This is a genomic window from Acinetobacter sp. YH12023 (assembly GCF_013420135.1).
Taxonomy (GTDB): Bacteria; Pseudomonadota; Gammaproteobacteria; order Pseudomonadales; family Moraxellaceae; genus Acinetobacter; species Acinetobacter amyesii.
Genome location: NZ_VOYU01000009.1, coordinates 106,154 through 118,685 on the forward strand (window position 1 = coordinate 106,154; position 12,532 = coordinate 118,685).

12 protein-coding genes are annotated in these 12,532 nt (G+C 40.3%); 8 read left to right on the top strand and 4 right to left on the bottom strand.

Annotated features, from left to right (window positions below):
* The first annotated feature begins 3 nt into the window (after nucleotides 1–3).
* The 6 genes from FTT92_RS11210 (at nucleotide 4) to alr (ending at nucleotide 4,832) form a co-directional block, all read left to right on the top strand.
* Nucleotides 4–792 carry a DUF3142 domain-containing protein gene (locus FTT92_RS11210; protein ID WP_180172143.1) on the top strand — a complete coding sequence of 263 codons (789 nt, stop codon included), beginning with the start codon at nucleotides 4–6 and terminating at the stop codon, nucleotides 790–792.
* Nucleotides 793–949: 157 nt separating this feature from the next.
* On the top strand, nucleotides 950–1,336 hold the full coding sequence (gene rpsF, locus FTT92_RS11215) for a 30S ribosomal protein S6 (protein WP_004696436.1): 387 nt from the start codon (nucleotides 950–952) through the stop codon (nucleotides 1,334–1,336).
* Nucleotides 1,337–1,348: 12 nt separating this feature from the next.
* Nucleotides 1,349–1,576, top strand: coding sequence for a 30S ribosomal protein S18 (gene rpsR / locus FTT92_RS11220; RefSeq protein ID WP_004278792.1), 228 nt, complete (start codon nucleotides 1,349–1,351; stop codon nucleotides 1,574–1,576).
* Between the two features lie 9 nt (nucleotides 1,577–1,585).
* The gene (rplI, locus tag FTT92_RS11225) at nucleotides 1,586–2,032 is read left to right on the top strand and encodes a 50S ribosomal protein L9 (protein ID WP_078188585.1); all 447 of its coding nucleotides are present in this window, start codon (nucleotides 1,586–1,588) and stop codon (nucleotides 2,030–2,032) included.
* Nucleotides 2,033–2,270: 238 nt separating this feature from the next.
* Nucleotides 2,271–3,710 carry a replicative DNA helicase gene (gene dnaB, locus FTT92_RS11230; protein ID WP_180035272.1) on the top strand — a complete coding sequence of 480 codons (1,440 nt, stop codon included), beginning with the start codon at nucleotides 2,271–2,273 and terminating at the stop codon, nucleotides 3,708–3,710.
* A 48-nt stretch (nucleotides 3,711–3,758) separates the two neighbouring features.
* Complete coding sequence (gene alr / locus FTT92_RS11235) at nucleotides 3,759–4,832, top strand: alanine racemase (protein WP_180073997.1); 1,074 nt, start codon at nucleotides 3,759–3,761, stop codon at nucleotides 4,830–4,832.
* Between the two features lie 96 nt (nucleotides 4,833–4,928).
* On the opposite strand, the gene FTT92_RS11240 is transcribed toward alr, so the two are convergent.
* From FTT92_RS11240 to FTT92_RS11255, 4 genes are read right to left on the bottom strand one after another with little or no spacing between them, the layout of a single operon-like run.
* Nucleotides 4,929–5,663 (bottom strand): proteasome-type protease, encoded by a 735-nt coding sequence (locus FTT92_RS11240; protein WP_180172144.1) that lies wholly within the window; start codon nucleotides 5,661–5,663, stop codon nucleotides 4,929–4,931.
* Between the two features lie 18 nt (nucleotides 5,664–5,681).
* A complete protein-coding gene (locus FTT92_RS11245) occupies nucleotides 5,682–6,461 on the bottom strand; it encodes a transglutaminase family protein (RefSeq protein ID WP_180172145.1) in 780 nt (259 codons plus the stop codon).
* On the bottom strand, nucleotides 6,458–7,060 hold the full coding sequence (locus tag FTT92_RS11250) for an alpha-E domain-containing protein (RefSeq protein ID WP_180172146.1): 603 nt from the start codon (nucleotides 7,058–7,060) through the stop codon (nucleotides 6,458–6,460). Before FTT92_RS11250 ends, FTT92_RS11245 begins: the two co-directional genes overlap by 4 nt.
* Nucleotides 7,061–7,082: 22 nt before the next feature.
* Nucleotides 7,083–8,630 (bottom strand): circularly permuted type 2 ATP-grasp protein, encoded by a 1,548-nt coding sequence (locus tag FTT92_RS11255; RefSeq protein ID WP_180172147.1) that lies wholly within the window; start codon nucleotides 8,628–8,630, stop codon nucleotides 7,083–7,085.
* Nucleotides 8,631–8,890: 260 nt separating this feature from the next.
* Here FTT92_RS11255 and FTT92_RS11260 point away from each other — a divergent pair, with 260 nt between their 5' ends.
* Both FTT92_RS11260 and FTT92_RS11265 read left to right on the top strand, forming a co-directional pair.
* The gene (locus FTT92_RS11260) at nucleotides 8,891–9,889 is read left to right on the top strand and encodes a YafY family protein (protein ID WP_078193976.1); all 999 of its coding nucleotides are present in this window, start codon (nucleotides 8,891–8,893) and stop codon (nucleotides 9,887–9,889) included.
* A gap of 577 nt (nucleotides 9,890–10,466) precedes the next feature.
* Nucleotides 10,467–12,137 (top strand): FMN-binding glutamate synthase family protein, encoded by a 1,671-nt coding sequence (locus tag FTT92_RS11265; protein WP_078188593.1) that lies wholly within the window; start codon nucleotides 10,467–10,469, stop codon nucleotides 12,135–12,137.
* Nucleotides 12,138–12,532: the final 395 nt, after the last annotated feature.

Below are 12,532 nucleotides of genomic sequence, written 5' to 3' on the forward strand. Positions count from 1 at the left end.
TCAATGCTTTTACAGGTGATGAGGCGGGTAAATACATTAGAACTTTTGTTCATATTGAACATTGTTTTGTGTTCCGCTTGTTCACCTGCCCAATCTGGAAATACACAACAAGCTCACACCGAAATACAGCAACGTGTTAATGCAGCACATTATTCAAGTTTTTGGATTTGGGGCAATATTTCTAGTAGCCCCTACTTACAGCAAGCCACGGAGCTCTATATTTTACAAGGTGAAATGAATTGGAATAAACCGTTAAAGCAATCCGAGTTTATCCCACAAGGTATTCAAGTCCTCCATAAACCACAGCAGAAAATTTGGATTGTAATCCGTAGCCATCATTTACAATGGTCAAATAACAATATTCAGCAAATTTTGCAGCGGCTTAAACATTGGGAAAAAAATGGCAATCAGATTCAAGGCTTACAAATTGATTTTGATGCAAAGACACAAAATATCCATCGATATGCGGTATTCCTTGAAAAGATACGAAAGAAAATGCCTCAAAAATATCGTTTAAGCATTACGGGTTTAATGGATTGGACCAATATACAAGATCAGCAAACGCTCAGTTTATTGCGACACAATATTGATGAGATCGCTATTCAAACTTATCGTGGTAGTGCCACGATCGAGAATTACACGAGTTATCTGAATAAAGTCTCAAAATTGAAACTACCCTATAAAATAGGCCTCGTACAACATGGCCGTTGGCAAGCACCCAAACATTTAATTCAAGATCCTTATTTCAAAGGTTATGTGGTGTTTTTATTGCGTACCGCTAATCGGCCTTAAACCATAAATAATTCAAGCATTTTAAATCCATACCTTGTATTTCAAACCTAAACGCTCTAAAATTCACGCTTCGCAAACTTTGCGACACAACTTTGGTTGTGACTCCTTGCTTCAATCAATTAATGATTGGGGCTGCCTAAACCGTAAGGAGCTGACAATGCGTCACTACGAAATCGTACTATTGGTACATCCAGACCAAAGCGATCAAGTTGTGGGTATGGTAGAACGTTACCTAACTCACATCAAAGAAGCTGAAGGTCAAATCCACCGTCTTGAAGACTGGGGTCGTCGTCAATTGGCTTACCCAATCAACAAGATCCACAAAGCTCACTACATTCTTATGAATGTTGAGTGTGGTCAAACTACTCTTGATGAGCTAGAAGAATTGTTCCGTTACAACGATGCAATCATTCGTAGCCTTATCATCCGTCGTGAAAACGCTATCACTGAAGAGTCACTATTGGCTAAGAGTGCTGAAGAAAAACGTGCGCGTAAAGCTCAACGTGAAGAAGCACAACAAGCTCAAGACTCTGCTGAAGCATAAGGAGAACATAACATGGCACGTTTTTACCGTCGTCGCAAGTTCTGCCGCTTTACAGCTGAGAACGTTACGTACATCGACTACAAAGATATCGACACTTTAAAACAGTACATCACTGAAAACGGCAAGATTGTTCCTAGCCGTATTACAGGTACTAAAGCTCGTTACCAACGTCAATTAGCGCTAGCTATTAAACAAGCTCGCTACTTGTCTTTGATCCCTTACACTGACAATCATAAGTGAGGTTGAGCTGTGGATATTATCTTATTACAACGCATTAAAAACCTTGGTAAATTAGGCGATAAAGTTTCAGTTAAAGCTGGTTACGGCCGTAACTTCCTTATCCCTCAAGGTAAAGCAGTTGCTGCTACTGAAGCTAACACTGCTGCATTTGAAGCTCGTCGTGCTGAACTTGAGAAACAAGAAGCTGAAGTATTAGCTGCTGCTCAAGCACGTGCTGACCAATTGAACGAAGTTAACATCGTGATCACTGCTAAAGCTGGTGACGAAGGTAAACTATTCGGTTCTATCGGTACTCGTGACATCGCTGACGCGTTAACTAATGCTGGTCTTGTTGTAGACCGTGCAGAAGTTCGTTTACCAAATGGTGCGCTTCGCAACACTGGTGAATTCAACATCGCAATCCAATTGCATCATGATGTTGTTGCAGAAGTTCTAGTTACTATCGTAGCTGAGTAATTTCTTGCAAACAAAAGAGCATGCGTAAGCATGCTCTTTTTTTATCTGTAAAAAATAGTGCTCCAACTTTTTTATATTTTTAACTCTTCATTCAATTCAATGAATGACGAATTAATCGGAAATACTTGTTCGCATTTCTGTAGAAAACGCCTATCATTTCAGTTCAATGAAGAGTTGAAAAAACTGTCATTAGCACCCATTTCCATCACATTAAATGGTTTCAGCATCAGGGATTTTTATGTCACAGGCGAATGCCATCAAGCCAAACTCTACGCCAACAGCAAAAACCACAGAACAAAGTTCGTTGAAAGAGTTTCGTACCCCACCCCATAACCTTGCGATTGAACAAGCCGTGCTTGCTGCACTGATGACCGTTGCAGAATCTTTTGAGCAAGTGGGTGATGTACTGACTGAAGCTGATTTTTATGCGACCCGTCATAAATATATTTTCCGTGCCATCGACCAGCTATCAAAAGATAGCTCTCCTTATGATGCGGTCTTGGTCAATGACTGGCTGATTAAACAAAACTTGCTCGATGCTGCAGGTGGCGAAGAATATCTGATGCAACTGATGTCAGATTCACCTTCAAGTTTCTATAATCTTGAAACTTATGCTGCAAAAATTAAAGAATTTTCCACTTTACGCAGCATGATTAAAGTCAGCTCAGAAATTTTACAAAATGCCTATGACACCAAAGGTCGTACGGTCAGTGAAATTTTAGATCTCGCAGAAACCAATATTTTCTCGATTGCCGAGCAACACAACAACAACGCCAAAGCACAAGGCCCTAAAGCTATTAACTCTGTCGTTGCTAGTGTTTTTGATAAGTTGAATGAACTTTCACAAACTGAAGGCAGTATCACGGGTTTAACCACTGGATTTGTTGAACTAGATAATAAAACCTCAGGTATGCAAGCAGGCGATTTGATTATTGTGGCGGCCCGTCCATCGATGGGTAAAACCACTTTTGCCATGAACTTGGTTGAAAGTGTACTGTTTAATAATAACCTGCCCGCTCTAGTTTACTCTATGGAGATGCCCGCGGACTCGATTGCGATGCGTTTGATATCCTCGTTCGGTCGTGTACACCAAGGACATTTACGTTCAGGTAAAATGGATGCTGATGAATGGTCAAAAGTGACCAGTACTATTGTGCATCTCCAAGAAAAGAATTTGTATATCGATGACTCATCTGCACTACCGCCAACGGAAGTACGTGCCCGTGCTCGACGAATTGCAAAAATGCATGGCGGTAAACTCGGGTGTATCATGGTCGATTACTTGCAGCTTATGAAAGTACCCGGTATGGGTGATAACCGTGTTGGCGAGATCTCGGAAATTTCCCGAAGCTTAAAAGCACTGGCTAAAGAAATGCACTGCCCAGTAATTGCACTGTCACAGTTGAACCGATCACTGGAAAACCGTCCTAATAAACGCCCAGTGATGTCCGACTTACGTGAATCAGGTGCAATCGAGCAGGATGCCGATTTGATCATGTTTATTTACCGCGACGAGGTTTATAACAAAGAGTCTAAAGAAGCAGGTACTGCAGAAATTATTATTGGTAAACAGCGTAACGGTCCAATTGGTACTGTGCGTCTTGCCTTCGAAGGTCAATACACCAAATTTAGTAACCTCTCCCCTGAGTTTTATGCTCAGTATGATGATGAAGAGTAAAGACTCTTTATCATCCATTAATTCATCGACCCTGTAGGAGTATTTAGGGTGCGCCAAGCTACAGTTTATATTGATCAACAAGCACTTCAATATAATTTAAACCGTGTCAAACAACTTGCCCCAACCGCTAAAATTGTAAGCATGGTGAAAGCCAATGCTTATGGACATGGAGTTAAAGACTGCTTAGCAGCCTTAAAAGACAGTGATGCCTTCGGTGTTGCCTGCCTAGAAGAAGCCTTAGAAATTCGCGAACTGGGTTATGAACAGCCTATTACGTTGATTGAAGGCATTTTCTCAGATGATGAAATGCAAATTATCATCGATAAAAAAATTGAATGTGTGGTGCATCATCAGCAACAACTAGATTGGTTACGTGCACATAAAGATGCCTATATCGCTCAAGGTCTAAAAGTTTGGGTCAAACTCAACAGCGGTATGAACCGTTTAGGTTTTAAAGTGCCTGAAATTATTGATGTCATCAATGCTTTAAAGGCGGAAGGTTTTACTTGCGTACTGGCGATGCACTTTGCCAATGCAGACGCAGAAAATCATCCTTTAAATGACCAACAACGTGAACAATTCTTACACGTAAAAGAAGCTTGTGCGCCAATCATGGGTTCGTGCTGTAACTCGGCTGCGATTTTTAAATGGCCAGAACTGAATTTTGATTTTGTTCGCCCAGGCATCATGCTATATGGCGCGACACCTTTCTCAGACCGTTCTGTAGAAGCATTAGATCTTAAACCGGTGATGACCTTTACCGCTGAAGTGATTGCTTTAAATACCATTCAAGCTGGTGAATCTGTGGGTTATGGATCGACTTTCGTTGCAGAACAAGAAATGAATCTTGCGATTGTGTCGATTGGTTATGGTGACGGTTATCCACGTGCCTTCCCTAAACAAAACTATGTATCCATCCATGGACAGAAAACGCGTGTGATTGGCCGTGTTGCCATGGATATGATTGCGATTGATATCACCGGTATGCATGCACCGATAGGCACTGAAGTTGAGCTTTGGGGCAAAGATCGTCTGGTTGATGACGTTGCAGAAGCGAACGGAACCATTGGCTATGAATTATTATGCCGTATGAGCGCGCGCCCTGTACGTAAATTAGCTTAATTACGCCAAATCAAAAAGCCCAGATCAAATCTGGGCTTTTTTTTATCTCGCTTTTTTTATTCACTTTTTAAATTGATCGATTTGTTGATCAAATGGTTATTGAAAATAGTCAGCTGTTGGTTTTGCCAATTCAATCAAACCCTGACGCAATGCTTCTGACCAGCCTTTACTGATCATGGTGAAATATGGGTCCTCTTCATAAATGCGCTTACCATTTGGTATTTCTAAACTGTCTTTTTTATAAACCAAAGCATCTAAAGGCATACCTACAGACACATTCGAACGTATCGTTGAATCAAAAGAAATTAAGCTACAACGCATTGCTTCATCGAGTGGCATATCGTAACGCAAAGTTCGGTCAAGTATCGGCTTACCATATTTACTTTCTCCAATTTGAAAATATGGGGTATCCGGTGTCGCACAAATAAAATTACCTTGCGGATAGATATTATATAGCTGCATATCAGCGCTACCAATTTGACCACCTACTAATAAACTACAGTAATAATTACTTTGTTCTAAAATATCTGAGGTGACATCAGAGATAACTTTTTTTAAGGTATTTCCGACCAGTTCTGCCACTTCAAACATCGTATTTACACTATATAGATTCGGCTCTTGTTTGACTTCTAGTTTATTTTGTAAATGCCCGATGACCGCTTGTGTAGTAGCTAAATTCCCAGAGGTTTGGATGGTAATAAATCGCTCACCCGCAATACCAAAGGTATAAAGTTTACGAAAAACTGAAATATGGTCAACTCCTGCATTTGTACGTGTATCACTGACAAATACCATGCCATCTTTTAATCGTAATGCACAACAATAGGTCATTTTTCTCCCCTCAAATGATTAACAACTCAGCACTTGTACAATTGAGCTCATAGACTCAATACCACCTTTATCACGAACGCCTCGAACAGGAGCTACATCCCAGTAGTCCCGCCCAATCGCAACATAAATATGTGATTGTGGTGTAAATAACTGATTACTGACATCAAAACAAAACCATTTATTTTCGATATAGACTTCTACCCAAGCGTGACTGGCAAGGTGGCTACTATTCGGTACAAATAAATACCCAGAAATATAACGTGCAGGAATACCCAAATAGCGACACATTGCGATCATGACATGGCTATGATCCTGACATACCCCTTGCTTATGATGAAAAGCATCAATCGCTGAAGTATGTACCGATGTTTGATTCGATACATAGGGAATATGCGCCAATATCGCTTCAGCCAAACGAATCAGATTGGCACGATTGATACGAGGGACATAACAATCGGCAAAACTTTTCATGTGAATATCGCACTGCGTACTCGGCGTTGGCTGTAAAAATAATTTCGGGTTTAAATCATCCGCATTTGAATCATTTGAACTCAAATTCATCTTTACGATGCCCTGCGCCATAATGGTCATTTGAAGATAAGGTTCGCTCTGCGTTGTGGTCAACCACACATTACCAAAAGTATCCAATTGCATATCACGTTGCCCCGGCACACTCACATCCCAATTTTGCACCTGTTGATGCGCATTAGTGGATGGGGTCATTTTGATATATTGAATGCTTCTGCTAACCACATCAGTGTACACATAATGGGTCTGATGGTTGATCATGAGCCTCATACAGCCACCTCAAACATATTTTGGATATGATCACTGAAATGGTAAAAATTTTGGCTATTCGGTTGTTGCTTTAGTGCCTGCCATGCCTCTTGCACACTTTGCCAGCCAAACTGAACTAAAGCGATTACGATATGTTCAATCTTCGCAAGGGTGTGTTGAATGTCTTGCTGCATGCGTAGCTGACGATCAAGCTGCTCTATGGCTTGTCCTAAACTAAAAAATAAAAATACATCTTCAGATTCGGACTCTAAAACATCTTGGCAATCTGTTACCACGTCACAGATATAACCCGGGTTATCACTCGCATTGCGAATTAAACGGCTGAGTTCTGCATAACTTTTTGCTGAAAGTACACCCCTTAAGTCCTGTATATTACTTTGTGCATATTTAAATTGGCTCGAAAATGACGCCGGTTGCTCGGCATTTAAAACCAATTCATTCATTGAGTCGGCATCAAATGCTGGTAAACAAAAAGCATGTGCATAGTTCAATGCTGTATCGACATCTTGAAATGGAAAAATACTGCATAAATATTGAGTGCGTGCTAAATAACGTCCCAACCAAAAAATATGTTCTGCATTACTGTTTAATAAAATCATGTTTTGCTCCTTCATTGGAGTGCTATGAGCGTAAATCATCTACTACCCACGTATCTTTAATACCGCCGCCCTGCGAAGAATTCACTACCAATGAACCTGCTTGCATCGCGACACGAGTTAAGCCACCCGGTACAATTTCAGTTCGATATGGAGAACTCAGTACAAATGGACGCACATCGATATGGCGTTCCGAAACACCGGCCTCACTTAGGGTTGGGCTGACAGATAAATTTAAAGTCGGCTGTGCAATATATAAATGTGGTGCTGCGGCCACTTTATCTTTAAAGCTATTTAATTCTTGTAAAGAGGCTTGTGGACCGATCAGCATGCCGTATCCACCTGAACCCTGTGCTTCTTTGACCACCAATTTTTCGATATTCGACAGCACATAGTCCAAGTCGTTCTGCTCACGACATTGATAGGTCGGCACATTTTTCAGAATCGCTCGTTCGCCTAAATAGAAATGAATCATTTTATCCACATATGGATAAATCGATTTATCATCTGCTACGCCTGTTCCCGGTGCATTTGCAATGACCACATTATGTTGCATATACGCTGACATGAGCCCTGCTACGCCCAAAGTACTGTCAGGTTTGAAACATAATGGATCGAGGAAAGCATCATCCACACGACGATAAATTACATCAACCTGTTGTCGACCTTTGATGGTTTTCACATAAACCTTATCGTTTTCTACATAAAGGTCACGCGATGTCACTAAGGGTACATCCATCTCCCTTGCCAAAAAGGCATGTTCATAATACGCACTGTTAAAACGCCCTGGGGTTAAAACCACGATAAACGGGTTATCGACGTAGGCATTTTCTGCAAGAATTTCACGTAAAAGCTGCGGATACTGCTCAATCCCCATGATGTTGCTTTGCTGGCAAAGTTCAGGCATCAGTTTTTGACTGATCTTACGGCTTTCTAGCATATATGACACACCCGACGGTGTTCTAAGATTATCCTCAAGGACGTAAAATTCGCCTGATTGATCACGTATGATATCAATACCACTGATTTGGCTATAAATTTTACCTTTTAGCCCATGCATATACATTTGTGGCAAATAGGCTTCATGCGTTAAGACTTGCAGTTCAGGAATAATTCCTGCTTTTAAAATATCTTGTTGATGGTAGACATCATGTAAAAACAGATTGAGAGCTTTCACGCGCTGTGCGCAGCCCAGTGATAAATTATTCCATTCCTTTCGTGCAATCACACGAGGAATAAGATCATAAGGAATAGTGCGTTCAATGCCTTCATCTTCGCCATACACTGTAAAGGTAATACCCTCATAGAGAAAATGTTGTTTTGCTACCTGATTTAGTTGTTTTAATTCATCAAGTGTATGCTGTGATAACCACTGCTCTATCCGTTGGCATGATTCTTTAGCTACCGTTTTACTGTCGCGCATTTCATTAAAAAAATCCGAATTAAATTGATTAAACAGCGCATGTCCTCGAGCAAGAGGTAAATTTTTTAATGTAGAGACAGAAGTATTGACCAACTTTGCCTCATAACCATCAATTCCATTTGAAGTTGTATTACGATTTTCTTTCAGCATAGCAACTCCATGTTTTTCTCATGTTTTATGAACTAGATAAAGCAATATATATGCCATCAATAAATATGTTGCTTCTCTTTGATTATTTATGCATCATTTTTGCAAAGTGGTACAGCATGTAACTGCTCAAGTTGTGTCAAATTGCGTTATTAAAATCATCTTAGTTTTTTCAGATGAAGACTTGCTTAACGCAGGAAGATTTCTTATTGTGTCCCACAGCATCATTTTATTCATTTAAGTCCAAGTTCAAGCACTAGATTATGTCTTCACAAGAAAAAGAAACGTCGAACAGCCTCTATCGTCAGTGGCAAATTCTTTCACGACTGTCCACAGGTAAGTGGATGGGTACGCGTGAATTACAAGAAATCCTGAACCGTGAAGGCATTGATATCAGCCTACGCACTATTCAGCGTGACTTAAATCAAATTTCTCTGCGTTTCCCAATTGAGAGTAGTAAAACAACTCCACAAGGCTGGCGTTGGCGTTCCGATGCACCAATTCAAAGCTTGCCTCATATGACTAGCTCACAAGCGGTCACCTTTATGATGGTTGAGGAGCACTTAAAACATTTGCTTCCACCGAGCTTAATTGAAGAAATGAATCCTTGGTTTGACCTCGCACGTCGGAGCCTGTCGTCACAAAATAATGTCCGTCAGTGGATTAACCGCGTGCGAATCGTGCCAGCAACTCAGCCATTGATTCCCCCTGTGGTTGAAAAAGCTGCACAGCAATCAATTTATGAAGGCTTACTACAAGACAAACAACTCGAATGTCTTTATCAAGGTCGTGGACAACAAAGTGAAGAAAAGACCTATATTTTAAATCCACTGGCTTTGGTCCAAAAAGGTGCAATTATCTATTTGGTTTGCACACGTCATGACAAAACAGACATCCAAACCTTTGCTTTACATCGTTTTAAATCTGCTACGGTCTTAAATTCACGTGCATTACACCCTGTCGATTTTGATATTGATGCCTATATTGACTCTGGAGCGCTTGGCTTCCGTGTGGACTTCAATAAACCGACTGAAATGATTCAGCTCAAATTAACCATGTCTGAAGCAGAGGCTGTTTATTTTGAAGAAAGTCAGCTAAGTAAAGATCAAGTGATTCAAAAAACCGAAGATGGCTGGGTGGAAGTTAGTGCAACAGTACCTTTTACCTCTCAGTTAACATGGTGGCTGCGTAGTTTTGGTAAAAAGATTCAGAAAATTGAACCTGAAGAAGTCGCTATGGTTGTACAACAACGCAATGACTAAACCGATCTCAGACTTTCTGCTACCTGAAATGTTCAATTTGAGGTGGCAACTTTTATTTCATAATAAATATTTAGCACATAATTTAGGCTTAAATTTTCCATTAAAATACCAACACATAAAAAAAGTCCCAACGCTGGGACTGGATAATTTCTTAGAATATTTTTGTAATTTTAGTCGTTTAGGTCAAAGGAACTACAGCATAAGTATCTGCTGAATACCTTATGCCGTAGCGCTAATTTCTCATGGCTATAATCAATTACTGACATAGACAGGCTAGGTCGGCATTATTATAACGAATAGATTTCATAGTCATATTCAGCACCTCGTGTTTAGAAAGTAAAATCACTTTAACCTCCATTTTGCACATTGTGAAATAACAAGAACCGCGCTACTTTTCACAAATTTTCTTAAAGAACATTCCTGCTTTTCTTATCTGATTTGGCTTTAAATGGAAAATTCATCCAACTTCAATGCTGTTTTTTATAAATGCTACACTGAATCAACAAATTAAAGCTTGAGCATTGTGCATAAACTCGGCAAATTATGAGCAAATGAGCAGAATAAGATTTTTCAAAATATGGCCAGTCCAGCACAAACTATTCGCCACAAGCTACTGAATACTTTTTTTTCTCGGCATTCCATTTGGTTTGCTTGTATTTTTATCTTCCTACTCATTTCGAGTTTTCATTTAGGTTATTCCCCTCGCTATATTCAATATTTTATTCCACAAACCTTATTGAATAGTATCTGGGTCATAACTGGGCTTTTGAGTTTATTGGGTTTGTATGACGTCATACAAAATAAACATTCGATTTTAAAAAATTACCCTATCATGGGGCACTTTCGTTTTCTATTTGAAGAATTTCGACCTGAAATTCGCCAATATTTTATTGAATCTGATCAAGATGCATTGCCCTTTTCTCGTATGCAACGCAGCTTGGTCTATCAACGGGCAAAAAATCAAAATGCAGATAAACCATTTGGTTCAATTGTTGATGTTTACCAAAATGATTATCGCTTTATTAATCACTCCTTGTCACCTTGCATTCCTGCCATTCCTGAAACATTCCGTATTAACATTGGCAATGAACAATGCAAGCAACCGTATAGCGCATCGATATTAAACATTTCTGCGATGAGCTTTGGTAGTTTAAGTGCCAATGCCATTCGTGCCTTAAACTTAGGCGCAAAAATGGGCAATTTCTACCATGACACCGGTGAAGGCAGTATTAGTCCGTATCACTTGGAAAATGGTGGCGACATTGTCTGGGAACTCGGTAGTGGTTACTTTGGCTGCCGTACGATTGATGGTCAATTCGACCCTGTACGTTTTGCTGAACAAGCCAAGCACCCTCAAGTCAAAATGATTGAGATCAAATTATCTCAAGGTGCAAAACCAGGCCATGGTGGCATTTTACCTAAAGACAAAATTTCCGAAGAGATTGCTCAAATCCGTGGTGTCAGCCGTGAACATGACTGTATCTCTCCATCTAGCCATCCTGCCTTTAGCACCCCTATTGAAATGATGCAATTTATTCAGCAATTGCGCGAACTGTCAGAAGGCAAACCTGTGGGTTTTAAACTGTGTATCGGGCAACCATGGCAATTTATGAGTATCGTAAAAGCCATGTTACATACAGGGATTACACCTGATTTTATCGTAGTGGATGGTTCTGAAGGTGGGACTGGCGCTGCGCCGATTGAATTGATCGATAATATGGGTACGCCACTGCGTGAAGGCCTACTCTTTGTTAATAACACCCTAATTGGTGCAGGCTTACGTTCAAAAATTAAAGTCGGTGCCAGTGGTAAAATTATTAGTGCTTTTGATATTGCCAGTACCATGGCAATTGGCGCAGATTGGGTCAATTCGGCTCGTGGCTTTATGTTTGCAGTCGGGTGTATTCAGGCTCAAAGCTGTCACACCAACCAATGTCCTGTTGGCGTTGCAACGCAGGACAAAGACCGTCAAAAAGCCATTCATGTCCCAACTAAAGCAGAGCGTGTTTTTAATTTCCACAAAAATACCTTGCATGGTTTATCTGAACTTATTGCCTCTGCGGGTTTACAACACCCGTCGGATATCCGTGCACACCATCTAGCACAGCGTATTAACAACCGTGAAATTAAAAACTATGCACAGCTACATTTTTGGTTAAAAGATGGGGAGTTACTCAGCTGTGAAAATAAAGATGAAGAAAACTTCTATTTCCGTATGTGGAATATGGCACATCTAGAAAAGTTCTGATTCCTACCCCATAAAAAAAGAGGCGACTACGCCTCTTTTTTCGTCTAGATCCATCACACCGATTAAGGTAGGCTGTGCTCAATCGTCAATTAGTAACTGATGTTACGCGCGTAAAAGTAATTACGCATTTTTAAAATAATTTTTAAGCCTATTCGACGGAGTCTTACATCTAGGGCTTAAATAACGGGATTAGCCTTCGGCTGGAGGTACTTTTGTTTCGGCAAAATGAGAAGCAAAGCTTCGCAAGGAAACCATCTTGCGGTGCAATGCATCTCACCAACAAAACTCGTTCACTAGCGTCAAATTATTCAAAGTATTGCAAAAACATTTTTGATTAGGAGTAGTCCAGTCTCAAATACTTGCGGATGACCTTCCCGCGTATCGTACTTTTATTT